Consider the following 22,679-nt stretch of genomic DNA (forward strand, 5'->3'; position numbering starts at 1 on the left):
GTTTTGGCGGGGTCGACACAGAAGTTTATGACTAAATTTGTATTCGTTACGGGTGGCGTTGTTTCTAGCATTGGAAAGGGGATTGTAGCCGCGAGTCTCGGACGATTACTCAAGTCACGAGATTACTCCGTGTCGATCCTCAAGCTCGATCCTTATATCAACGTTGATCCGGGCACGATGAGTCCGTTTCAACATGGGGAAGTGTTCGTCACCGAAGATGGTGCAGAAACAGACCTCGACTTGGGACATTATGAGCGCTTTACTGATACATCCATGTCGCGGTTGAATAGCGTCACAACCGGATCGATCTATCAAGCGGTGATTAATAAAGAGCGACGGGGTGATTACAACGGTGGAACCGTTCAGGTCATCCCGCACATCACCAATGAAATCAAAGAGCGAATTCTGCGCGTCGCTCAAAACACAAATCCCGATGTAGTGATTACTGAAATTGGCGGAACAGTTGGTGATATTGAATCGCTGCCTTTTCTGGAAGCGATTCGTCAATTTCGTAAAGAAGTGGGGCGGCGGAACGTGATGTATATGCACGTCACGCTGATTCCCTGGATTCCAGCAGCAGGCGAAATGAAGACAAAGCCGACTCAACATTCGGTGAAAGAGTTACGATCGATCGGCATTCAACCCGATATTCTCGTCTGTCGCTGCGATCGTCCTTTGCCATTGGGAATGAAAGAAAAAATGTCGGAGTTCTGCGATGTTCCGGCAGAGTGCGTGATCACTTGCCAGGATGCCCGCAGTATCTATGAAGTCCCCTTACGCCTGGAAAAAGAAGGACTCGCAACGCAAGCGATCGATCTGCTTCAGCTTGAACAACGCACTCCCAATCTCAGCCAGTGGCAAACCTTGGTTGAACGTCTTTATCAACCTTCACAAGAGCTTGAAATTGCGATCGTTGGAAAATATGTTCGTCTATCCGATGCGTACTTATCGGTCGTCGAAGCGCTAAAACACGCGGCGATCGCAACCGGAAGCGCCTTAAACCTGCGCTGGATTAACTCAGAAGAAATCGAAGAAAAAGGAGCCGAACATTACCTTGCAAACGTGGATGGAATTGTTGTTCCGGGTGGATTTGGCATTCGCGGGGTCGATGGGAAAATTGCGGCGATCGAATATGCCCGTACTCATAACATTCCATTCCTCGGATTGTGCTTGGGAATGCAGTGTTCGGTGATCGAATGGGCGAGAAATGTTGCACACATCGACGATGCTCACAGTGCAGAATTTATTCCTGATGCCAAAAACGCAGTCATTAACTTACTGCCAGAGCAGCAAGATGTCGTCGATTTGGGTGGAACGATGCGACTCGGTTTATATCCTTGTCGCTTGACTCCAAACACACTAACGTTATCGCTTTATGGAAAAGAAGTGATCTACGAACGTCATCGCCATCGTTATGAATTTAACAACGCATACCGGAATCTATTTTTAGAATCGGGATATGTGGTGAGTGGAACTTCTCCCGATGGTCGGCTGGTTGAAATCATCGAGCTTCCAGGGCATCCGTTCTTTATTGCAACCCAGTTTCACCCAGAGTTTCAGTCTCGTCCGAGTACGCCGCACCCCTTGTTCAGAGGATTCATGCAGGCAGCATTAAATCGAGAAATCGAAATTTCAAGAGGTAAAGTCCCCGTCGAAGCATAAGTTGAGTTTCGCTGGATACCTGCTTTGACGAGAGTTTTGCGGTTGAATGGAGGTTGACTTCCATTCAACTTCTCTATGGAACGATCGCTCGATCGACTAAAAGAACTCGCTGCCCTTTTCTTCAAGCTGGGGGTAATCGGGTTTGGAGGCCCCAATGCCCATATCGCCATGATTGAAGCGGAAGTCGTGGGCAAACGCCAATGGCTGAGCCGAGAGCACTTTCTCGATTTGCTTGGAGCAACAAACCTGATTCCAGGACCTAACTCGACCGAGATGGCGATTCATATCGGCTACATTTATGCGGGTTGGCTGGGCTTGATTGTGGCGGGCGTAGCATTCATTTTCCCGGCGGTCTTGATCACGGTTGGGTTTGCTTGGGTTTATGTTGCGTTGGGTGCGGTGCCGCAGTTTGCATTTTTGCTGTATGGCATCAAGCCTGTGGTTTTGGCGATCGTAGTTGATGCCCTGTGGCGATTGGGGAAAAAGGCAATCAAAACGCGCAAATTGTTTGTGATTGCGATCGCCGTTGCTTTGCTGCTTTGGTTAGGCAACATCAGCGAAATCATTGCGCTTCTTATCGGCGGGGTGCTGGGAATGATTTGGCTGCGATCTCCCGATCGCCCTCAACAAGCAAAAGAAGAAGCAAACATTTTAATCGCAAGTATTGTCACTAGCAGCACCTTGAAGGCAACGGCAGCAATGACCGCCGCATCGCAGATCTCACTGTGGCAATTAGGTTTATCGTTTTTGAAAATCGGCAGCATTTTGTTTGGGGGTGGTTATGTGTTGCTGTCGTTTGTGCAGGGTGAGTTTGTGCAGGGATACGGCTGGTTAACGCAGCAGCAGTTGTTAGATGCGATCGCGATCGGACAGTTTACTCCAGGCCCAATTCTCTCGACCGCAACGTTTATCGGCTTCGTTATGGCTGGATTTCCGGGCGCGATCGTCGCAACTGTGGGAATTTTTCTGCCTTCTTTTATCTTTGTCGCTGCCTTAAACCCAATCATTCCGTATTTGCGCCGCTCAAAATGGGCATCTGCATTTCTGGATGCGGTGAATGCCAGTGCGTTGGCGCTGATGACAGTTGTAACTATCCAGCTTGCGATCGCAACCTTCAGCAAATCAAGTGCGCCTTATGTTGATGGTTTAGCGGTTGCGATCGCGCTCCTGAGTGCAGTGTTGGCGCTTCAATTTAGAGTCAGTGCCGCTTGGCTGGTATTGGGAGGAGCTGCAATTGGATGGATTGCCTTCACCTTAGGCTATGTTCGATAACGGTTGTTCCGATTAGTATCGTGGGCATCTTATAGGCATTGTGACTACTCAGAGCTTTCCCGCAATGAAGCCCCAGCGATTCCTCAAAGGTAAGTCGTTTCCATTACAGATTGTTCTTGTCGTTCCCTTTGTGCTCCAAACTTTTGCAGCCGTGGGTCTCGTGGGATATTTGTCGTTTCGGAACGGTCAAAGCGCGGTTAACGAACTAGCAGAACAACTGATCGATCGGACAACTGATGTTGTTGATCAACATCTAGACTCCTATCTCGCCGTTCCCCAAAAGCTCAATCAGGTAAATGCGGCAGCCATTCGTCGAGGAACGCTGGATGTAAGGAATCGCGAAGCAATGGGACGGTATTTCTGGGATCAAATGCAGGCGTATGACCTCAGTTATATTGGCGTTGGATTAACTGACGGTACGGGAGCGGGATCAGGTCGTTTTGATGGCACTGTGACCGTTGACGAATGGACTGCAAAATCACTCAACAATCTGACCAGCTACGCGACGGATCGCCAGGGCAACCGGATTGGAATTAAGAGCCGTTGGACTGCTGACAATTTCAGCGAATCTTGGTATACCAATCCAATGGCGGCGGGTAAACCGATTTGGGGAGGAACTTTTGCAATTAACCTGCCAACCGGTCCTTATATCGCTGCGGCTGCGGGTCGCCCAATCTATGATGTGCAAAATCGCTTACTCGGCGCTATCACAGCGGAAATCCATCTCTTGAAACTGAGTGACTTCCTACGCCAGTTAAACACGGGGCAGGTGTTTATTGTTGAGCGCGACGGCAACTTAATTGCGAACTCTAGTCCAGCAAAGCCCTTCACCCTCGTTAACGACAAAATTCAGCGCTTGCAAGCGATCGATAGCCCCGATCCGATTGTCCAAACCGTTGCCAAGCACATCCAAAGCACCCAAGGATTTCAGTCAATAGCTCAATCCTCTTTGCTTGAGCTTGAGATTCAGGGAGAACAGCATTTTGTCAATGTTGTGCCCTGGCGTGACGAGTACGGCTTAGACTGGCTGTTAGTCGTGAGCGTACCGGAGCAGACCTTTATGGCGCAGATCAACGCCAATACACGCACGACGATCGCGCTCTGTTTTGGTGCATTAGTGATTGCCTCGTTGATGGGAATCTTCACAACTCGTTGGATTGCTCGTCCGATTCTTCGCCTCAATCGAGCGAGTGAAGCGATCGCCGTTGGTCATCTTGACCAAACTGTGGAATCTAGCAACATTAACGAACTCAATGCTTTGTCCAGCTCTTTCAATCACATGGCAGGACGGCTAAATGAGCTATTCACCGCACTAGAACACAGCAAGAACGAATTAGAAGATCGCGTCGAGGAACGCACCGCTAAGCTGAAGGATGCGTTGGCAGAATTGCAGCGAACTCAAGCTCAAATGGTGCAAAGCGAGAAAATGTCGAGCTTGGGGCAATTAGTTGCTGGAGTTGCACATGAGATTAACAACCCTGTCAACTTTATTCACGGCAATCTTAAGCATATTGCGGAATACGCTCAGGATTTATTAGCGTTTGTGCAGTTGTACCAACACTATTATCCCGATCCGGTCACTGAAATTCAAACCCTGTCTGAAGACATTGATCTAGAGTTCTTGCAGCAAGACCTGCCGAAAGTCTTGTCTTCGATGCAGCTTGGAACCGATCGCATTCGCCAGATTGTGCTGTCTTTGCGGACTTTCTCGCGCATGGATGAAGCCGAGTACAAAGAGGTCGATATCCACGAAGGCATCGACAGTACACTGCTGATTTTACAGCACCGCCTTAAAGCGACCTCTCGTCGATCGGAGATTAAGGTAATCAAAGACTACGCAACCTTACCGCACGTCGAATGTTATGCGGGACAAATCAACCAAGTGTTTATGAATATCCTGGTGAATGCGATCGACGCAATCGAAGACAACATTGCAAAACAAGCGTTCGACAACAATCTTGGTCAAATTACAATTCGCACTTCGGTTGTTGATAGGACATGGGTTGAGGTGGCGATCGTCGATAATGGATGTGGTATTCCTCCAGCCGTTCAGCAACGGATTTTTGATCCATTCTTCACCACGAAATCTTTAGGTAAAGGAACCGGAATGGGAATGGCAATCAGTTATCAAATCGTGACCGAACAACATCACGGCAAGCTGGAGTGCTTTTCCACCGCTGGGGAAACAGAGTTTATCGTCCGGATTCCACTACAGCAGCAATCGCATCCAGAAAATCCGCAGGCACGAAGACTTGTCGGATTGCACTGAGGTCAGGATTGCACTTGCAATCTTGCAGACAAATCACGGATGATCCACGACCTCCAATGTTCAACTCTAATGATTTAAGCTAGGATAGGCAACTGGATCATGAACTCAATTCCCTGACCTAGCTCGAACTGAACCTCTAAACGACCGCCATGGTTTTCTTCTACAATTTGACGGGCGATCGTTAGTCCGAGTCCCATTCCTTTACCTACCGCTGGTTCGTGCTAATCCCTCTAATCCGCTCTGTTGCACCTTTCATTGATTGTAGTAATTTGGCACGAGTGATAGCAGTACCTATGAGATGCTATCACTGCAAATTCAACTGATAACTCAATCAATCGTTATTGAGGCTTTGAACTGGGCTTCGGAGTTGGAGCTTTCAGCGCTTTGGGCAAGGGTGGCACCGACGGGACTGGAACAACGCTGGGTTTTGGGCTGGGCGCGATGATCGCACGAGGAGCTGCTTTTTCTCCTAAAATTCCTGGATTGCCTGTATCAAAAACTCCTGCCACACAAGCGATCATCATCGTGGCTAGAGTTCCAACAAATAAAGCTTTCCATCCCAACTCAGAGATATCTTTGCGGCGTGAGGGAATCAGCGCGATCGTTCCTCCCACAAAGATGCCAACCGAAGCTAAATGAGCAAAGCCCGAAAGCGCATAGCTGATAATGAGAACGGCGCGATCGCTAATCGGATTTTCCGGTCGGGATGCTGCCGCTGCTAAAGCTTGATAGGGAGGAATTGCTGTTTCGAGCAAGCGCCGTCCGATGATTACAGAAGATTCCCAAAGCTCATTCCAGTCCAGCGAAACCCCGGTCAGAAACGTAAACGGCAAAAATAAAACGCCTGTAATATTCGCCAAAGTGACGACTTTGAAGATATCTCCGATCGGCGCTGGAAGCGTTGCCAATCCACCAAAGATTTGATTGATTAGTGAAACCAAGCCCAGAATCAGGATTAGAACGGCCGCGATCGACACTGCCATTTTCACCCCGTCGAGTGCCCCCAGAATTGCTGCATCCAGGGGACTGACTCGCTCTTCCTTAGCTTGAACGATTCCGCCATCTTTAGCGAGATATTCTTCCTCTTTGGGAATGCCACCCATTGTTAACGGCTTTTCGGTCTCAGGAACAAGGATTTTGGACAGAACAAAACAAGCCGGGATTGCAATAATCGACGCAGAAACTAAGTGACCCAGAATATTCGGAAACACTGGACGTAGAAAGCTGACATAGATCGCTAAAGTCGATGAAGCGGCGGTGCCAAAGCAGCAGGACAAGATTGCGCAGAGTTCGCTGCGAGTCATTTTCGGCAAATAAGGCTTAACCACGATCGCCGCCTCAATCCCAACAAAAATATTCGCCGCCCCGCTCAAGGCTTCAGCGCCACTCAATCGCATCACCGCATAAAACGCTTTGGCAAATACGTTGGTGATCACCTGAATCACACCGAGATTTTGCAATAGTGCCATCAACCCGGAGAAAAAGATCACCGTTGGCAGAGCACGAAACGCAAAAATGTATCCTAAATTCACGTCGCTCGGTTGTCCGAGCACAGGAACGATATTTCGCCCGAACACAAAACGCGCTCCAGCGTCCGCCGCTAGAAACACTCCATCGAGCAAATTACTAAAAATCTGAAGTGCTTCACGAGTTCCTGGCACCACAAAAACCATCGCACCAAGAACCAGTTGCAGCAGAATCCCAGACAGCACCACTCGCCAAGGAAACAGCTTAGGCGTGCGATCCTCAGAGAACAGCCACGCGATCGCACACAAGCCAAAGATGCCAGCCAACGAAACAAGATTGAGTACGCTCATGGGTAGAATCGGGCGAGAACGCTAGAGAAGTCATCGTTCATAGCACGATACATAAGATTCCCGATTTCGGCGCAATAATCTTTCAGGCTTAAGGCTAAATGATCCTGAAACCCGAATTCCAAGCCATAATGATTGCAGCGTTAACTGACCCTGCATAAATGATGGACGCTTTTGAGCCGACTCCGCCAACTTGGACACAGACGGCGGTTCATTCTTTCTCGTTTGCTTGTCCGACCTGTCATAAGCCTGCGATCGAAGCCGATCGCGTTTGGATTAATCGCCGATCGCCTGTCTTTACCGAGGACTACCGCAAAAAATGGCAGGAGTTCTATCACTGTCAATGTGGTCAGGCGTGGTGGGCTTGGAGCAGTGAGCGACCTCCAAGCGAATTCGGAAACCGCGAAGACGATCTCCGCCGCCGATCGGATTCGTTTAACCCTTTTGACGACTTTTAGGCATCAATTCTCTAAGTTCGCGCAGTAGAGGCAATGTACGCATAGTCCTTGATCCAGGCTGTGTGAGAATTCCGTGTCGCGGACTAAGTAAAAATGCTAGAAAAAATAAGCCCGATGCCACCATGACGATCGCCGCGCCAGAGGGCAGATTGTAGAAGTAGCTGAGGTACATTCCGCTAATGCTAGAAACAATTCCGATCGCGGCTCCCAAAATCATCACATGATGCAATCGTTTGACCAGTAGATAAGCCGTTGAGCCGGGTGTAATTAGCAGCGATAACACGAGAATCACACCGACGGCTTTCATGCTAGCGACGATCGTTAAAGCAATCAGCACCATTAAGCCTAAATTGAGTAGATTCGTCGGTAGTCCTGCTGCTTGTGCGCCCAGTGAATCAAAGGTATAGAAGAGAAGCTCTTTATAAAAAAGAAAGACGATCGCTAAAATAATCCCAGCAATAATTGCAGTATCTCGAACATCGCTAGCGGTAACACCTAAGATGTTACCGAATAGAAAATGATTCAAATCAATTTTGTTATCTTTTTGAATCACAGTAATTAACGTAATTCCCAACGCAAAGAACGCACTAAAGACAATGCCCATTGCGGCATCTTCTTTGATGGGCGATCGTGTTCGTATCCAGGCAATAATTAAGGTGCTGAGAACGCCTGCAATAAAGGCGCCCACAAAGATATTGAATCCGAATAGAAACGCAATCGCGAGTCCTGGCAGTACAGAATGGCTAATCGCATCACCCAACAGTGCCAATCGCTGCACAATCAGGTAGCTTCCAACAATCGCGCAAATTAATCCGACCAAAATCGCAATGATTAGCGATCGCTGCATGAATCCATATTGCAAAGGCTCAATCAAAGCATCCATAGTTATGCAGCATCCGAGAAGAAGACAACTTTACCGCCATAAGCCTGTTGTAGATTCTCTTGCGTCAAGACTTGCTGACGAGATCCACTGGCAACCAGCGACTTATTCAACAAAATCAAATCATCAAAGTGCCTAATCGATTCACCCAGGTCATGATTCACCACCAAGATTAATTTATTCTCGCGGGTCAATTCCTTGAACACATCGAACATAATCGACTGGGTTTTTTGATCAATTCCGACAAAGGGTTCATCGAAACAAAACACTTCTGCTTGTTGCGCTAATGCTCTTGCGAGGAATACCCGTTGCTGTTGACCACCGGACAGATCAGAAATCGCTCGATCGCGAAATTCGATCATTCCAACTCGTTCGAGTGCCTGAGTTGCCAATCGCCGACTAATCGAAGAATAGCGCTGAAACCATCCAGTTTTTCTGGTGCGTCCCATCATTACGACATCCCAGACGGTTACAGGATATGTCCAATCAATTTGCGATCGCTGCGGCACATACGCGACTTGATCCAACTGATTGACGAGCGGTTTTCCTTGATAAAGAACTTGACCGCTGATGCTTGGAATTAGACCCAACATGGCTTTGATCAGGGTACTTTTTCCAGCTCCATTCGGACCAAAAATTCCAATTAAGCGCCCCGGCTTGACGGAGAAGCTAATTTGGCTCAGAGCTTCGATCGCACGATATCGAACGCTGAGATCTTCGACTACCAGATTCGATGTCGCTTGATGGGGATGGGCTTGAGAATGAACGGTAAACCTAGGAGTGGCATCGTCGAAAAAGGGAGTCGATTGCATAACGGGTTCTCCGAAAATGAAAAAAAAATGAAAACCGTGATTACTAAAAGTATTGCAGAAAAATGAAAGGATTATGAAAGCTAAGAAAAACTTTGGAGGGCTTCAATCCTATCCCTGAGTGTAGGCAGCGATCGATCGAGTGCAATCACCATTCGGGCAGACGATCGCATTCGCCCCGCGACACACTTATCATGGAATCTGCTTCTGTTTCAAAAGTCGGATGCCTGCCTTGAATCAATTTTCTTTCCACTGCCAAGCCCGCTGTCAACACACTCACGCCCGCGCTGGAGTTTTTCACACCCCACATGGAATTGTCGAAACGCCGCGCTTCATGCCCGTGGGAACGCTAGCGAACGTGAAAACCATCACGCCGGATCAGCTCGAAGCCACGGGCGCACAGATGGTGCTGTCGAATACCTATCATTTGCACTTGCAGCCGGGGGAGGATATTGTTCAAAAAGCAGGCGGTGTCCATCGTTTCATGAATTGGTCAAAGCCGATGCTGACGGACTCTGGCGGCTTTCAGGTCTTTAGCCTCAGCGAGATGCGATCGATCACTGATGAAGGCGTAACCTTCCGCTCTCCTCGCGATGGTCAGATGATCAAAATTACGCCAGAGAAGTCAATCCAGATTCAAAATGCGCTGGGTGCAGATGTGATTATGGCGTTTGATGAATGTCCGCCTCCAAGCGTGGGACGCGATGCCACCGAGAAGGCGACTTCTCGCACTTACGATTGGCTAAAACGCTGCATTGAGGCGCACCAACGATCAGATCAAGCCTTATTTGGAATTGTGCAAGGCGGAGAATTTCTAGACCTCAGAGCCGAAGCGGTTCGCCTCTTAGCGGATTTAGATCTACCGGGATATGCGATCGGGGGTGTCAGTGTGGGTGAAGCGCCCGAAATTATCGATCGAGTCGTTCAAGCGACAACGCCGTTGTTACCCGAAAATAAACCACGCTACTTAATGGGCGTGGGAACCTATCGCGAAATGGCACGAGCGATCGCGGCGGGAATGGATTTATTCGACTGTGTGATTCCGACTCGATTAGCACGGCACGGAGCGGCTTTGGTGCAGGGAGAACGCTGGAATCTGAAGAATGCGAAATTCCGCGAAGATTTTACGCCGATCGATGAATCCTGCCCGTGTTACACCTGTCAGAATTTTAGTCGGGCTTATGTCAGTCATCTGCTGCGATCGCAAGAATTGCTTGCCTATACGCTCATCTCAATTCATAACATCACCGAACTGATCCGCTTCACTCAACGGATTCGCACCGCAATCTTTAACGGCACGTTTCACAGCGAATTTGCTGCATGGCTTCAACCCGTGGAATGAGATGGAATTCTACGATCGTGATTTTCTCGAACTGCTTGCTCCAGGCTTTCAACCTTAATCTGTGAATCTCTGAAAAATTGGCAACTAGAGACGCTCCTCGAATCGTGTTAAAATCCGTATCAATTATGAGTCCTGTGTTGGAGAGGTCATCGCGTCATGGAAGCAGCAATGCTACTTGCAAAATTGCCTGAAGCTTACGCAATTTTTGATCCGTTAGTTAATGTTCTGCCTGTGATTCCTGTTTTCTTTCTCTTGCTGGCGTTTGTATGGCAAGCTGCCGTCGGTTTCAAATAAACGGCTGAATCAAAACATAAAAAAGAGAGGGGTCAAAGCTGATCCCTCTCTTTTTTGTTTAAGCAGAATCTTCTGTGAATTACTTCCGTCCGCCGATCGCTTTTTGAAATGCAGGACGTTCTGTCATGCGCTTGATGTAATTCACGACATTCGGATAGTCGTTGAGATCAAGCTTCAACATCATGGGAATATACGCCAACATTGAACCCACTGCGACATCAGAAACGGTGAAACGATCGCCCGCAATAAATTCCTGTTTTGCAAGGATCTCGTCTAAGGGCTGCATGAGCCGCGGCGTTTCGCGCTCTCGACTCGCTTCAACAAAGACTCCAGGGCCTAAAGTCGCATTTGCAAATAACACCCACTGAGCCGCGATCGCCCGATCGCTTACATTCCCATCGCCGTACTTGTCAAACAAATAGAGCAGAATTGCGCCCGACTCCCAAAGTTTGAGATCGCCATCGACGATCGCAGGAACTTTGGCAAACGGATTGATTTCGCGAAATGCGGCTTGTTGATGCTCTCCGGATTGCATATCCAGCAGCACAAATTCATAAGGCACCTCTAATTCTTCGAGGTACCATTGCACGATCGATGCCCGACTCCGCGCACCGCCATAAAGCTTAAGCATGATGTCTTACAGAACTTCGTGAGTGTACTGATGTTGTTTTACATTATCTTCGGTCTTGACGATGCGTTGTGAATTGAGAACGCGCTTGCGATCGACCGAAAAATTGAAATCGTTGCGGCTTGTGCCTGCGGGAATGTGAGATTGAGCGCTCGATTTGGCTTTGTAGGTGCGAGCGGATGCGGTGGCGCGAAAGGCGAAATCGTCGCAAAACTGCACATCAGTAGGGAAGTTTTCAGGCAGATGCAAGGAGTCCTCTGAGATCACAGCCCCGATCGTAGTTGCGGTTGCCGATTCATAAGAGGTCGGAATGCCTTTGACGATCGCTTCGAGTGCAGCAGAGGGAATCGGCTCGACGACGCGGACTTCGTGAACTCCGTCATCGTCTTTGATAAAACAAGTGGCTAAACCGACAACAAGATAATTAGCGCTGGTTAGATCATCAGTGTGAGGATAAGCGATCGTAGTAGTCATAAGCGGTGGTGAAAGCCAGATTGAAGGGATTTAGCACAGTTGCGATCGTATCAACCGCTTAGAATCGAACTTTCAGAACGATGTAAATCTTAATCTTGATGCGATTGAAGCGATCGAGCCGCAACCTCCAAGAATTTTGCACGTCAACGGGACGGGATGTGATACCGTTATCCTTTCTTTATTTTGTCTGCGGCAATGAAGCGATTTCTCGGCGCGTTAATTTTGGCAGTGTTGACGACTGGATTGATTGTCGGTGCAGCTTGGTCGAAGCCTTCTCTGGGCGTGGTTTATCCGCCAAACCAGCATGAAACAACTGCCAAACAGATTTTCTTTATCGGTTCAGCCCCGCCCAAAGGTGAAGTGACGATCAATGGCAAGCCAATTCAACGCAGTCCTGGCGGTCATTTTGCACCGAGTCTTCCGCTTCAGTTGGGTGAAAATCAGTTTTCAGTGCGCTATCAAGATCAAGAACTCAAACTTAAAATCACGCGTAGCCCGATCGAACCGCCCGCACCCGTTGGCATGACGTTTGCCAAAGATTCGCTCATGCCTGATGTGGATCTCACTCGATCGCCCGGAGAAACAATCTGCCTCAGCGCGATCGCGCCTCCTAACGTGATGGTGAATGCAAAGGTTGCAGGTCAACTGATCCCATTGATGCCGCAAACGCCGATCGCGAATCTCCCCGCAAATTCGGGCGTATTAACGGGCTTGGTTCAGCCGCTCTCGACTCAAGCCACTCAGTATGCTGGTTGTATTCGACCGCAATTGATCGGAGATTTGGGAAAAGTGACTTATCTTTTAGGCAATGTCACTCAGGAAGCCCCTGGAAAGCTTGTGATTCTTGATCCGGCTCGATTAGAAGTCGCAGAAGTGACAGCTGATCAAGGCGCTGCGCGAACAGGCGCAAGTACGAATTTCTCGCGTCTGACTCCACTACCGAAAGGAACGAGAGCCACGATTACAGCGCGTGAGGGTGATTGGATACGGCTCGATTATGGTGGATGGATTCGATCGAGCGATGTCAAAATTGTTCCTGGAGCGACACCAGCACGATCGATCATTCGCGGCATTACTTCTCGTCAGGTAAAAGGCTGGACAGAAATTTTATTCCCACTGCAAACGCCTGTGCCGCTCTCCGTACAACAGGATCAAAATCGATTCACGCTTACGCTATATAACACCACTGCACAAACAGACACAATCCGATTAGATAATGATCCCGTGATTGCTAGAGCCAACTGGCAACAAGTTGAGCCTGAGAGAATTGAATATCGCTTTGACTTAAAATCGAAGCAGCAATGGGGATATAAATTGCGATACGAGGGAACAACGTTAGTTTTATCGCTAAAACATCCGCCCCGAATCAAGCAGAAATCACTTTCAGGCATCAAAATTCTGATTGATCCAGGACATGGCGGAAACGAAGACCTGGGATCAAGAGGTGGAAACGGCTATCCAGAGAAATCGGTCGCCTTGATTACGAGCAAATTACTGCGGGATGAATTGACGAGTCGGGGTGCAACCGTTGCCATGACGCGTGAAGCAGACGTTGATGTAGAACTTGCAGATCGCATCAAGCGGATTAACGACACTGAGCCTGCGATCGCGCTTTCAGTTCACTACAACGCGCTGCCGGATGATGGCGATGCGATCAATACCAAAGGGGTTGGCACATTTTGGTATCAACCCCAAGCGCATGATTTGGCGATGTTTCTGCACAACTACTTGGTGAAAGAACTCGATCGACCTTCTTATGGTGTGTACTGGAACAATCTTGCCCTGACTCGCCCCACGACGACACCCTCTGTGTTGTTAGAACTGGGATTTATGATTAACCCTTACGAGTTTGAGTGGATTACCAACCCGCAGGAACAAAAGAAACTAGCAGTAACGCTGGCAAATGGTATAACCACTTGGTTTGCTCAGGCTCAATAGATCGACCTTTGGCAGATTGGAATGAAATGATCTACCTTAGTAGCGTGTGTTGTTTGAGACAAGGGTAGATCGTGAAAAGAATGGGTCTAATGCTATTTCTGCTGCTATTCGTAGCAGTCGCGTGTGTCGCATTTAACAAGCTTCAATCCCGTAAACCCGGTGTTGTTTCTGGCTGTCCAGATTGGGTACTGACACAGACCGAAGCTGCAACAGAGTTTGTTCATCCCGATCAAATTGTCGTTGAACCGTGGCAGGGGCGGCACAATGTTTTTGCAACGTTCAACGTTCCTGATGGCTATCATCCGACTCCGTTTGCTGTAGTGAGGTTTGAGGGATCAAGCCCCTACTGCGGAGATGTAGTGGTACATTCGGCTGCAAACGGCGATCGTCAAGTCACAGCATTCTTTAGAACTCGGACGACGCTTTGGTTGATGTCAAAAGGACAGATCAATCAGTTAGAGCAGCCAAACAACTGGAAACTGGCGATTTTCAAATCCTAGTTCCTTGTTGGAATATCCCACTGAGCGACGACCGCTTGCAGGGTGCTAAACGGAACTTGTGCAAAGTATTGTCTGTAGAACTGTTCCTCGCGGACTGCGGTGAAAAATTGCTCGATCGCAGCGTTCACGGACTGATCAGAGTCTTTCAGCGTCATCCTAAAGCGCTGATCGGCATAAGTCACCTGAAATCCAAATTGCTCTAGTGCTTGAATGCCTGCTTTGAGTGCGACATCACCGATGTGTAAGCGATCGTACAACTGCTGTCGGGTTGCTGTTTTTCCAGTCCGACTGAGATATTTTGCAATTCCCACCAAGGTCTGCCAAATTTCAGCAGCAGGCATCAAAGTTGGGGGAGGATAAGCGATCGCTAAAGGACGTTGCTGATGAATTGCGCGTCTAAACCAGGTTTGAAACTCGATCCAATTTGCAGGAGCAGTTTTAAGTTCGAGCACGTTTCCGTGTGCCGGAGGCAACGCATCTTCAGTTGTCCGATCGCTTCTCCAATCTAAAAGCCATTGTGACTGTGCAGCCACATTCACTTGCTCACAAGCACGCACCGCAATTAAGCGAACCTCATACCGTTTCTGCTGAACATTGTTTTCAAGTTCAACGATCGCATCACACCGCCCTGATGGCAGCTCATACGCATAGTGTCCCCACCAAATACCCGGAAAACCTTTCTCAACTGTCTCATCCCAAATGGTGAAAGGAGTGCGAATGTATTCTACTTTGCGTCCACGGAAATCTTGAAGTTTAGTGTTTCGTCCGGCTTGGAACCAACAATTCCGAATCAGTAACTTAGGAATCGGATTACCCATGCCACAAGGCTCGATCAGCCGAATTTCCTTGTAGAGTTCTAAGTTCAGTTCGCTGACGGTGACACACAAATCTGCTTGAATGGTTGGAATCGGAGGCTCACTCGATTGTAATAATCGCTGATTGATAGCTTGAGCGAATAATTCCAAATTGTCGATCGCCAAACTCAATCCTGCTGCAAACGGATGCCCCCCAAAGCGATGTAAAAGATGCTCTTGATCTTTGACTAACTGATAGAGATCAATTTGATTGGTCGATCGTGCCGATCCTCTGGCAAACTCTCCATCTATAGTTAATAAAATCGTTGGCTTACCGTATTCTTGAGCAATCTGTCCTGCAACCAATCCAAGGACACCCGCGCTCCATTGTTCATCCCACAGCACAATCACACCTGTTGTTGAAAGATCAAGCTGACTCAGTTTCGCCTTTGCTTGCTGCAACACATCTTTCTGCAACGCTTTTCTACGAGTGTTTGCAAGCTCTGTTTGTTCTGCAAGTTCTCGACAGCGCTGGACATCCTGACTGGTAAGTAGTTCCACACAGAAATGAGCATCCCCCTGAATTCGGCTGACTGCATTGATTCGAGGGCCTAACCCAAACGAAATATCAGTCGGTCGATCGCCCGATCGCTTACACAATTCCAATAATCGAGTGATTCCCGGTCGAGTCGCTTCTTTAGTCGATTGCTTCTGAAGTTGCTCGATTCCTTTCTGTGCCAGATAGCGACAGTCTCCTTTGAGTTCAACAAGATCAGCAATCAAGCCGATCGCCACTAAATCTAATAACTGCTCGATCGGCTTTTCGGGAACATCCGGTAAAGCTTCGTACAGTGCTTCAACCAGTTTGTAAGCCACTGCAACCCCAGAGAGCGAGGCAAACGGATGATTTTGATCCAGCGATCGCGGGTTGACGATCGCAATCACAGGCAGACGCAATTCTGGCAAAGTATGATGATCAGTCACAATCACATCGATTCCAAGACTTTGAGCATACTGAATCTCATCTAGGTTCGTACTGCCCGTGTCGCAAGTCACTATCAAGTGAACGTGCTTTAGTTGATCAATTCCCGTCTTGGATAGTCCATGTGATTCAGTCAAGCGATTTGGAATGTAGTAGAACAGCTTTTCATGCTGCGGAAAGAACTGTCCTAGACCGTCCCATAAAACCGCCGTAGAAGTAACTCCATCGGCATCGAAATCCCCCCAGATTGCGATCGTTTCATCCCGCTCGATCGCCTGCACTAATCGCTGTACTGCCCACTGCATTTCTTTTCCGAATGCGATCGCGCTCGTCGGTTGATAGCTTGCTGCAAACAAATACCCCGCTAATCGTTCTACCTCTCGGATGCCACGCTGCCACAGCAATTGAGGTAAATAGCGTCCTTCAATTCCTGGAGCCTGTTGCTTCACCGCTTGCACAAACGCTTCTGGAACCTCAGAATCACCATAAACTTGCCATTGCAGAACCGGATCACCCATAAGTTAACCAAGAAATAGATACATAAATACTACCTCTTAAATAGGAACTTCCTGAATCTCTGCAAGGCTGCGAAACGGGTTAGAACTCACCGAATCTTGAGCCGATCGCTCACACCGAATCGCAAAGCTACAGTCCGCACAAGACTCCACAATTTCGGGAGTTTGAGGGAAAAACTCGCCCTGTGTTTCGTAGCGATCGAGCCACATCCCAAACTGATCCAACAATCGCGTCAACGTCTGCCGCGTCTCCTCATGCTGCCTGGAACTGTAGGGAAGCTTCAAGCTCTGCGCTGTTTCTCCATTCGCCTGAAAAAACCAATAAGTCATCGAAATCTGTTCCGGTGCATACTCGCTCGTTTCAGCCAGCACAAAGGGATACAAGCGAGACTGCCAGCTTTGAGACAAATCACTTCTAGACGGCTTCGGATAGGTTTTCCAATCGAGAATCTGTGCTTCCTGCTCGGTCAGAATTAGCAAATCATACACCACCGTCAAAATATGCCCGCGAAACTCCAGCATCCGTAAATGTTCACTTTCTCGAAACAAGGGATCGTGAATCTGGAGAATTTGCGGAGCGGCTGCGGTAAACGCATGAAACCACTGCCGCAATTGCGGGTCTTCCTGGAGAAAGGGCGCGATCGGTAACCCCATCTCCCACTGCTGCATCAACGCGTGAAACCGGCTCCCCGCTAAGAGCTGCTCTTGCTGCTCCAGAGAATTTGGCGATCCCAACTGCTCTAGATAAGTGTGCTGAAATTTGCGTGGACAGAGTTCCAATAAATTGAGATGACCTTGAGAAAGCCGCATCGATTACTCTTTGGTTAAAACGAACACACTACCCTCGTTGCCACGCCCGATCCGCAAGTCTTCATCGAGATACGTGATATCCAGCCAACCCTGCTGATCTCGGCTCTCGATACTAAAATCGATCGCGGCGAACTTCTGATCGGATTCTAGCTGGTGAATAAAGTAGTTGGGCGACTGGTAATCGATCAGCCGCTGCAACCCAATGACCGATCGCTCAAACTTCACTTCGACTCGCCGCTCTGTCCGAGGACGGAACCGCGCCACAACGGCAACAATTCCCTCTAAAAACGGCAACCCCGAAACCTCTGCAATGTTATACAGCTTCGCTTCCGGAGCGCGAATACATTGATACACCTGCCCCAACCTTAAGAATGGAAATTGATCGATCCCCAAAATCCCGCGACTGGTTGTATAAAGCAAGCGCCAATTGCCATCGAGTAAACTCAGGGCTTCGAGCGGTCGTGGAGTTGGATTGCGATCCTCAAGCTGTGCGATCGCCGCTAAAATTCCCTGTTTTTGCGCTTCATCGGCAAGAATGCCGCGATTCTTTCCTGCAATCACTTCAAGTAAAGCCGCCTTCCCGATCATGGCACGCTCCTGGAGTAAATAGACTTAATCCTAATCGCTCTCCATAGCTGTGTCTCAGTTTGGAGAAATATTCTTACAGTTGCCTGGATCGTTCTTTGAAAAAATACTTGACATTTTCAGAAAAATGTAGAGAATGCTTTGAATCTTAAGCAAGAAAGCTGAATCAAGCCTATTGCTCTAATTCAAGCAAAAATCCACTCTAAGAGTGACCGCAAGTGGTAGACTCTGGGTGTTTTAGTCGATCTAAGATAGCATTAGAATTCCTTTACGGCTGGAGCTATAAACCCTCAATGACTCACAATCCGTCCTTACGTCAAGAAACTCGAAATCAGCGTGCCGCCATCATTCCAATGCAGCAAGAGTCGTCAATTCTCGACTGGCTTGAAAGCAGCGGACGACTGTTAGCACGCGACAATGCAGATTTCGACTACCTTGATGATGAGGAAGAAATTAACGAACTGATGGAAAACGACGGTGGTACTTTTGACACCGACGACGATGATGACCTCGATTTAGAAGATTAGATGATGCTGGACTAGGTTCTCTAAAGAACCTAGTCCTTTAATGAATGTGGTGTACTGTGCGGAGTGAGATGAAAAGCTTGTGGACGCGAAACTATTTACAGGAAGAGCCTTAAACTTTTCAGGAACGCGATTGTTCCTTGTATTAACGATCGGCATGACCATCGCCGCGATCGCACTCGATCAAACCAGTGGTCGCGCTTGGAGCCAGAACACATCGCTAACCTTCCCCATGTGGATGAGTGGACTGGCAACCGCAGGAGTCGGTTTCTGGGCGGTTCCATTTCTCAAAGCGCTCAAAGCGGGACAGATTATTCGCGAAGATGGGCCACAATCCCATCTAAAGAAAGCTGGTACTCCGACGATGGGAGGCGCATTCTTTGTTCCAGTCGCAGTCGCGATCGCACTGTATCTCTCTGGATTTTCCGGCAATGTGATTGCGGTTTCAGCCCTGACACTCTCTTATGCGGCGATCGGCTTTCTCGATGATTGGCAAATTATTCGCCGCAAGTCGAACAAAGGCATCTCCCCTAGAACCAAGATGGGGTTGCAAATCTCTTTTGCCGTTGCTTTCTGTCTTTGGTTGATGGTGACAAATTCTAGCCTGACGACGATCGCCCTGCCGTTCGGTTTGATGTTGCCGTTGGGAGCGCTCTTTTGGGTGCTGGCTGGCTTTGTGTTAGTCGCAGAAAGCAATGCAACGAATTTGACCGATGGCATGGACGGCTTGGCGGGTGGAACGGTGGCGATCGCGTTTCTCGGTTTGGGGGCGCTGATCTTTCCAAGTCATCCTGATCTGGCGGTTTTTTGCGCTGCTTTGAGCGGTGGTTGCCTTGGATTCTTGGTACATAACCGGAATCCGGCACGAGTATTCATGGGCGATACGGGATCGCTGGCGCTAGGCGGCGCATTAGCGGCAGTTGGGTTATTGACAAATTCGCTGTTTGCTTTGCTGATTTTGAGTGGTCTATTTTTCCTCGAAACGCTCTCGGTGATTGCCCAAGTCGCATACTTCAAAGCAACGAAAGATGCTAACGGAGTGGGTAAACGCCTGTTCAAGATGTCTCCGTTCCACAATCATCTAGAATTGACGGGCTGGACAGAAACTCAGGTTGTCGGCTGGTTCTATGCGATCGCCGCACTACTCGCTGGTTTCAGTCTCGTGATTCACTAAAAAGTTTAATTCCGCACAAAAACTATGATCGAGTCACTAAAATCTGTTATAATAGTGGCTCATCACTCTGGAGAGATGGCTGAGTGGTCGAAAGCGGCAGATTGCTAATCTGTTGTACGGTCTTGAACCGTACCGAGGGTTCGAATCCCTCTCTCTCCGTTTATTTCTAACAACTTATCTCTAACAACAATGTGCGCCCTCGATCGCGTACTACTGCTTTAGGCAGAGGCGACAATCGACGAATTATCGAGAATGAGATGGATCAAGCGTAGATTTTCGTATCTTCGTTTGAAAAAGCATCTTTAACCTAGAGGGCACAAAATATGACACGATCGAATTTGTCTAAAATTCTGTCTGCGAGTGCGTTAGCGATCGGTCTTGCAACCTTGCCATTGGGATTACCTGCTGTAGCTCAAAGCAGTGGTTCGGGTAGCTCGTCAGGAAATGGCACTGCTGGCTCTACAAGCGGAACGACAGGCACGGGAACGACTGGCACTACAGGAACTGGAACAACAGGTACCGGAACCACGGGAACTGAAAGTTCAGGAACTGCGGGAACGACCGGAGCCGGAACCACGGGAACCGGAACGACAGGAAGTTCGGGGACGACTGGAACTGGAGCGGCAGGTACAGATACAACAGGTGCAGGTGTCGGAGCAGCAGGTACAGGAACGACAGGCACGGGAACGACTGGGACAACAGGCACTGGGACAACAGGGACGACTGGAACCGGAGGTGTTTCTGGGGCAGGAACGACTGACCCAAGCGGAAATACAGGTGCAACCACGATTTCTCCTGCGGGTGCTAACACTTCGACCGCAGGGAGCAATCAAGACTCTGGCGGCAACTGGGGACTATTAGGCGCTTTAGGGCTTGCTGGATTAGTTGGCTTGAGCAGTAGAAGAAGACAAACCTCCTGATTCTTGGAGCGATCGCAGCATCGGCTCATACGGGTCAAACGATGCTGCGATCGCTCCTGTATAGATTTACAGGTAGATTGCAAACTAACCGTAATCTGAGAGTTCAGCTTGTATTTATCACAAGGGTCATCCTCTGCTAAGCATTTGGCAGATATGATCAATTCAATTTTGAATGGAATGCTCGAATGATTGTCTGTCCAAATTGCAATCATCCCAATCCAGACGGCGCGGTGCAGTGTGAGTCTTGTTACACCCCTTTGCCTGCGACGATCGCTTGTCCCAACTGTTCTGCGACCATCCAAGCCGATGCCAGCTTTTGTGGACAGTGCGGCTTTAACCTGAAATCTATGAACGCTTCTATGCTATCGACTCCTGAATCTTCTGATCCGCAGAAACTTCCTGATCCGGTAATTCCTGATGCGTTAATCGAACCTGATCCGATCGTGCTTCCCACTCAAGCCGAAGCCGCTCCTGCGTCAATCCCACAATCAAATTCAGTCACCCAACTTCAGCAGAGTTATGCCCGATTGCTGAACTTACAGACGAGTACCGAGATCGAGATTCCGCCGAGTTTGACGGTGATTCACATCGGTAAGCCTAACGATCGCATTCCCCCGGATATTGATGTCTCTGGGTTTCCCAATTCTGAGATCGTGTCGCGGATTCATGCAGATATTCGAGTGGAGGGCGATGCTTACTACATTGAAGATGTGGGTAGCTCGAATGGAACCTATATCAATAACTCACCGCTGCCGATGGGTAATCGCCACCGGCTGAGAGCGGGCGATCGCATCTCACTGGGTAAAGGCGATAAGGTTGCGTTTCTGTTTCAGATGTAGGGTGGCAGGTCTAACGATTAGCAACTCCAACCGCAAATGCGATCGCGGCGACGGCACTCAGTAGCATCATGAGTCCGGCAGGCATGAATTTACGAGTTTCTCTCCAGCGCAAGCCGAAAAAGGTTGTGAGTGCGATCGCGATTAAGATAGCAACAAGCAACCCTCGGACTCGATTCCCTGAATTGGCGTAGGCAGCGACTCCAAGCGCAACAGCGCTTCCTAATCCTGTCATGAGAGAAACGCGGCTTCCCGCTTTGATATAGCCAATGATGCCGCCGATCCCGACCAACAATCCGTAGAGGGCAATGAGAATTGTCCAGAGCATTGTGATTAATCTAGTTATTTGTCTAAAAACGGTTCCTTCACTGTAGAGGCAGATGCCTGATATTGCCGTCGTGCTTCGTATAGCATTAATGCAGTCGCGATCGCTACATTTAACGATTCCACCCCTGCTACTAATGGAATTGTCACTTGAACCTCTGCCAATTCCAGCAATTCGGCTGATAGCCCTGCGCCTTCATTTCCCATCAAAATCACGCTAGGTCGAGAAAAGTCAATTTCCCAATAACTCCGGGTCGCTGTGGGAACGGTTGCGATGATTTGCATTCCTTGAGATTTGGCTGTCGCTAAATCCGCCTTTAAGTCCGAGCGAATCGACATCGGTAAGCGAAACCATTGTCCAGCAGACGATCGTAAAACTTTCGGATTTTCAATATCGGCACAGTCTTCACTCAGCCAGAGTCCTTCCACTCCTGCGGCAGCAGCCGTGCGAATAATCGTGCCTAAATTGCCGGGGTCTTGAATCGTTTCGAGAACTAGACCCAATTGAGAAAATTCGACGGGACGAGTGTGAAAGCGGTCAACGGTTGCTACAACTCCATCAGGTTCTACGGTGGTGGCGGTCACTTTGATCACTTCCGGAGTAACGAGTTCAAGCCGCTGCGATCGTCGTTGCAGGTATGCAAACAAATCCGGATGCTGGTGCTGCCAGGTTTCGGTGCAGCAGACGGTGAGAAAAAATAAGCCGATCGCGCTTGCTTCCTCGATCAGATGCGTTCCTTCAAGTAAAACGACTTGTTGTTCTCGCCGTTCTTTAGCGCGATGCAGCTTTCGTAATTGTTTGATCAGTGGATTTTGCAGACTGGTAATCATCTTCTCTTCCGACACTAAAGGAATTTTAGTGCGTCGCTGAATTC

23 protein-coding genes and 1 tRNA gene are annotated in these 22,679 nt (G+C 48.7%); 13 read left to right on the forward strand and 11 right to left on the reverse strand.

Annotation, left to right across the window (positions count from 1 at the left end; genetic code table 11):
• Positions 1–27: 27 nt before the first annotated feature.
• From NC981_RS10815 to NC981_RS10825, 3 genes are all read left to right on the forward strand, one after another.
• The gene (locus NC981_RS10815) at positions 28–1,662 is read left to right on the forward strand and encodes a CTP synthase (RefSeq protein WP_348242841.1); all 1,635 of its coding nucleotides are present in this window, start codon (positions 28–30) and stop codon (positions 1,660–1,662) included.
• A 75-nt stretch (positions 1,663–1,737) separates the two neighbouring features.
• Positions 1,738–2,934, forward strand: coding sequence for a chromate efflux transporter (gene chrA, locus NC981_RS10820; protein WP_348242842.1), 1,197 nt, complete (start codon positions 1,738–1,740; stop codon positions 2,932–2,934).
• A gap of 64 nt (positions 2,935–2,998) precedes the next feature.
• Entirely contained in the window at positions 2,999–5,203 is a 2,205-nt protein-coding gene (locus tag NC981_RS10825) for an ATP-binding protein (RefSeq protein WP_348243226.1), read from the forward strand.
• 74 nt (positions 5,204–5,277) lie between these two features.
• Here NC981_RS10825 and NC981_RS10830 read toward each other — a convergent pair whose 3' ends face one another.
• Entirely contained in the window at positions 5,278–5,400 is a 123-nt protein-coding gene (locus NC981_RS10830; RefSeq protein WP_277881426.1) for an ATP-binding protein, read from the reverse strand.
• Between the two features lie 141 nt (positions 5,401–5,541).
• The gene (locus NC981_RS10835; protein ID WP_348242843.1) at positions 5,542–7,020 is read right to left on the reverse strand and encodes a nucleoside transporter C-terminal domain-containing protein; all 1,479 of its coding nucleotides are present in this window, start codon (positions 7,018–7,020) and stop codon (positions 5,542–5,544) included.
• A 161-nt stretch (positions 7,021–7,181) separates the two neighbouring features.
• Between NC981_RS10835 and NC981_RS10840 the strand changes: the two genes are divergently transcribed.
• Entirely contained in the window at positions 7,182–7,475 is a 294-nt protein-coding gene (locus NC981_RS10840) for a hypothetical protein (protein WP_190377556.1), read from the forward strand.
• On the opposite strand, the gene NC981_RS10845 is transcribed toward NC981_RS10840, so the two are convergent.
• Both NC981_RS10845 and NC981_RS10850 read right to left on the reverse strand, forming a co-directional pair.
• Positions 7,453–8,358, reverse strand: a complete 906-nt coding sequence (locus NC981_RS10845; RefSeq protein WP_348242844.1) for a metal ABC transporter permease — start codon at positions 8,356–8,358, stop codon at positions 7,453–7,455. The two genes, NC981_RS10840 and NC981_RS10845, sit on opposite strands and share 23 nt — an antisense overlap.
• Positions 8,359–8,360: 2 nt before the next feature.
• Positions 8,361–9,167 (reverse strand): metal ABC transporter ATP-binding protein, encoded by an 807-nt coding sequence (locus NC981_RS10850; protein ID WP_190377457.1) that lies wholly within the window; start codon positions 9,165–9,167, stop codon positions 8,361–8,363.
• A gap of 220 nt (positions 9,168–9,387) precedes the next feature.
• On the opposite strand from NC981_RS10850, the gene tgt reads away from it, so the two are divergent.
• Complete coding sequence (gene tgt, locus NC981_RS10855; RefSeq protein ID WP_348242845.1) at positions 9,388–10,506, forward strand: tRNA guanosine(34) transglycosylase Tgt; 1,119 nt, start codon at positions 9,388–9,390, stop codon at positions 10,504–10,506.
• Between the two features lie 156 nt (positions 10,507–10,662).
• The gene (locus tag NC981_RS10860) at positions 10,663–10,800 is read left to right on the forward strand and encodes a photosystem II reaction center protein K (protein ID WP_190377455.1); all 138 of its coding nucleotides are present in this window, start codon (positions 10,663–10,665) and stop codon (positions 10,798–10,800) included.
• A 79-nt stretch (positions 10,801–10,879) separates the two neighbouring features.
• On the opposite strand, the gene NC981_RS10865 is transcribed toward NC981_RS10860, so the two are convergent.
• Positions 10,880–11,431, reverse strand: coding sequence for a glutathione S-transferase family protein (locus NC981_RS10865; protein WP_348242846.1), 552 nt, complete (start codon positions 11,429–11,431; stop codon positions 10,880–10,882).
• Between the two features lie 6 nt (positions 11,432–11,437).
• On the reverse strand, positions 11,438–11,902 hold the full coding sequence (locus NC981_RS10870; protein ID WP_348242847.1) for a hypothetical protein: 465 nt from the start codon (positions 11,900–11,902) through the stop codon (positions 11,438–11,440).
• 195 nt (positions 11,903–12,097) lie between these two features.
• On the opposite strand from NC981_RS10870, the gene NC981_RS10875 reads away from it, so the two are divergent.
• Together NC981_RS10875 and NC981_RS10880 are read left to right on the forward strand one after the other, a co-directional pair.
• Entirely contained in the window at positions 12,098–13,840 is a 1,743-nt protein-coding gene (locus NC981_RS10875; RefSeq protein WP_348242848.1) for an N-acetylmuramoyl-L-alanine amidase, read from the forward strand.
• A gap of 80 nt (positions 13,841–13,920) precedes the next feature.
• Entirely contained in the window at positions 13,921–14,340 is a 420-nt protein-coding gene (locus NC981_RS10880) for a hypothetical protein (protein WP_190377451.1), read from the forward strand.
• On the opposite strand, the gene recJ is transcribed toward NC981_RS10880, so the two are convergent.
• The 3 genes from recJ to NC981_RS10895 are packed head-to-tail and all read right to left on the reverse strand — an operon-like array spanning position 14,337 to position 18,029.
• Positions 14,337–16,634, reverse strand: coding sequence for a single-stranded-DNA-specific exonuclease RecJ (recJ, locus tag NC981_RS10885; protein ID WP_348242849.1), 2,298 nt, complete (start codon positions 16,632–16,634; stop codon positions 14,337–14,339). The two genes, NC981_RS10880 and recJ, sit on opposite strands and share 4 nt — an antisense overlap.
• Positions 16,635–16,670: 36 nt before the next feature.
• Complete coding sequence (locus NC981_RS10890; protein ID WP_348242850.1) at positions 16,671–17,441, reverse strand: PD-(D/E)XK nuclease family protein; 771 nt, start codon at positions 17,439–17,441, stop codon at positions 16,671–16,673.
• Positions 17,442–17,444: 3 nt separating this feature from the next.
• Entirely contained in the window at positions 17,445–18,029 is a 585-nt protein-coding gene (locus NC981_RS10895; protein WP_190377448.1) for a PAP/fibrillin family protein, read from the reverse strand.
• 290 nt (positions 18,030–18,319) lie between these two features.
• Between NC981_RS10895 and NC981_RS10900 the strand changes: the two genes are divergently transcribed.
• From NC981_RS10900 to NC981_RS10920, 5 genes are all read left to right on the forward strand, one after another.
• Positions 18,320–18,553: a DUF3134 domain-containing protein gene (locus NC981_RS10900; protein ID WP_190377447.1), complete on the forward strand. Its 234-nt coding sequence runs from the start codon at positions 18,320–18,322 to the stop codon at positions 18,551–18,553.
• A 79-nt stretch (positions 18,554–18,632) separates the two neighbouring features.
• The gene (gene mraY / locus NC981_RS10905) at positions 18,633–19,724 is read left to right on the forward strand and encodes a phospho-N-acetylmuramoyl-pentapeptide-transferase (protein ID WP_190377446.1); all 1,092 of its coding nucleotides are present in this window, start codon (positions 18,633–18,635) and stop codon (positions 19,722–19,724) included.
• 69 nt (positions 19,725–19,793) lie between these two features.
• A tRNA-Ser gene (locus tag NC981_RS10910) sits at positions 19,794–19,883 on the forward strand.
• Between the two features lie 164 nt (positions 19,884–20,047).
• Positions 20,048–20,644 carry a hypothetical protein gene (locus NC981_RS10915; protein WP_348242851.1) on the forward strand — a complete coding sequence of 199 codons (597 nt, stop codon included), beginning with the start codon at positions 20,048–20,050 and terminating at the stop codon, positions 20,642–20,644.
• 185 nt (positions 20,645–20,829) lie between these two features.
• Positions 20,830–21,483 (forward strand): FHA domain-containing protein, encoded by a 654-nt coding sequence (locus NC981_RS10920; protein ID WP_348242852.1) that lies wholly within the window; start codon positions 20,830–20,832, stop codon positions 21,481–21,483.
• A 10-nt stretch (positions 21,484–21,493) separates the two neighbouring features.
• Here NC981_RS10920 and NC981_RS10925 read toward each other — a convergent pair whose 3' ends face one another.
• Positions 21,494–21,808 (reverse strand): TMEM14 family protein, encoded by a 315-nt coding sequence (locus NC981_RS10925; protein ID WP_348242853.1) that lies wholly within the window; start codon positions 21,806–21,808, stop codon positions 21,494–21,496.
• Positions 21,809–21,822: 14 nt separating this feature from the next.
• Positions 21,823–22,635: an RNA methyltransferase gene (locus tag NC981_RS10930; RefSeq protein WP_348243227.1), complete on the reverse strand. Its 813-nt coding sequence runs from the start codon at positions 22,633–22,635 to the stop codon at positions 21,823–21,825.
• Positions 22,636–22,679 lie beyond the last annotated feature (44 nt).

This window comes from Leptolyngbya sp. DQ-M1, from assembly GCF_039962505.1.
Taxonomy (GTDB): domain Bacteria; phylum Cyanobacteriota; class Cyanobacteriia; order Leptolyngbyales; family Leptolyngbyaceae; genus Leptolyngbya.

What these genes read in the sequence shown, in the direction of transcription:
- NC981_RS10815 (WP_348242841.1), top strand. Translation starts at nt 28, where the DNA reads ATGACTAAATTTGTATTCGTTACGGGTGGCGTTGTTTCTAGCATTGGA.
- chrA (WP_348242842.1), top strand. Translation starts at nt 1,738, where the DNA reads ATGGAACGATCGCTCGATCGACTAAAAGAACTCGCTGCCCTTTTCTTC.
- NC981_RS10825 (WP_348243226.1), top strand. Translation starts at nt 2,999, where the DNA reads ATGAAGCCCCAGCGATTCCTCAAAGGTAAGTCGTTTCCATTACAGATT.
- NC981_RS10830 (WP_277881426.1), bottom strand. Translation starts at nt 5,400, where the DNA reads ATGGGACTCGGACTAACGATCGCCCGTCAAATTGTAGAAGAAAACCAT.
- NC981_RS10835 (WP_348242843.1), bottom strand. Translation starts at nt 7,020, where the DNA reads ATGAGCGTACTCAATCTTGTTTCGTTGGCTGGCATCTTTGGCTTGTGT.
- NC981_RS10840 (WP_190377556.1), top strand. Translation starts at nt 7,182, where the DNA reads ATGGACGCTTTTGAGCCGACTCCGCCAACTTGGACACAGACGGCGGTT.
- NC981_RS10845 (WP_348242844.1), bottom strand. Translation starts at nt 8,358, where the DNA reads ATGGATGCTTTGATTGAGCCTTTGCAATATGGATTCATGCAGCGATCG.
- NC981_RS10850 (WP_190377457.1), bottom strand. Translation starts at nt 9,167, where the DNA reads ATGCAATCGACTCCCTTTTTCGACGATGCCACTCCTAGGTTTACCGTT.
- tgt (WP_348242845.1), top strand. Translation starts at nt 9,388, where the DNA reads ATGCCTGCCTTGAATCAATTTTCTTTCCACTGCCAAGCCCGCTGTCAA.
- NC981_RS10860 (WP_190377455.1), top strand. Translation starts at nt 10,663, where the DNA reads ATGGAAGCAGCAATGCTACTTGCAAAATTGCCTGAAGCTTACGCAATT.
- NC981_RS10865 (WP_348242846.1), bottom strand. Translation starts at nt 11,431, where the DNA reads ATGCTTAAGCTTTATGGCGGTGCGCGGAGTCGGGCATCGATCGTGCAA.
- NC981_RS10870 (WP_348242847.1), bottom strand. Translation starts at nt 11,902, where the DNA reads ATGACTACTACGATCGCTTATCCTCACACTGATGATCTAACCAGCGCT.
- NC981_RS10875 (WP_348242848.1), top strand. Translation starts at nt 12,098, where the DNA reads ATGAAGCGATTTCTCGGCGCGTTAATTTTGGCAGTGTTGACGACTGGA.
- NC981_RS10880 (WP_190377451.1), top strand. Translation starts at nt 13,921, where the DNA reads ATGGGTCTAATGCTATTTCTGCTGCTATTCGTAGCAGTCGCGTGTGTC.
- recJ (WP_348242849.1), bottom strand. Translation starts at nt 16,634, where the DNA reads ATGGGTGATCCGGTTCTGCAATGGCAAGTTTATGGTGATTCTGAGGTT.
- NC981_RS10890 (WP_348242850.1), bottom strand. Translation starts at nt 17,441, where the DNA reads ATGCGGCTTTCTCAAGGTCATCTCAATTTATTGGAACTCTGTCCACGC.
- NC981_RS10895 (WP_190377448.1), bottom strand. Translation starts at nt 18,029, where the DNA reads ATGATCGGGAAGGCGGCTTTACTTGAAGTGATTGCAGGAAAGAATCGC.
- NC981_RS10900 (WP_190377447.1), top strand. Translation starts at nt 18,320, where the DNA reads ATGACTCACAATCCGTCCTTACGTCAAGAAACTCGAAATCAGCGTGCC.
- NC981_RS10915 (WP_348242851.1), top strand. Translation starts at nt 20,048, where the DNA reads ATGACACGATCGAATTTGTCTAAAATTCTGTCTGCGAGTGCGTTAGCG.
- NC981_RS10920 (WP_348242852.1), top strand. Translation starts at nt 20,830, where the DNA reads ATGATTGTCTGTCCAAATTGCAATCATCCCAATCCAGACGGCGCGGTG.
- NC981_RS10925 (WP_348242853.1), bottom strand. Translation starts at nt 21,808, where the DNA reads ATGCTCTGGACAATTCTCATTGCCCTCTACGGATTGTTGGTCGGGATC.
- NC981_RS10930 (WP_348243227.1), bottom strand. Translation starts at nt 22,635, where the DNA reads ATGATTACCAGTCTGCAAAATCCACTGATCAAACAATTACGAAAGCTG.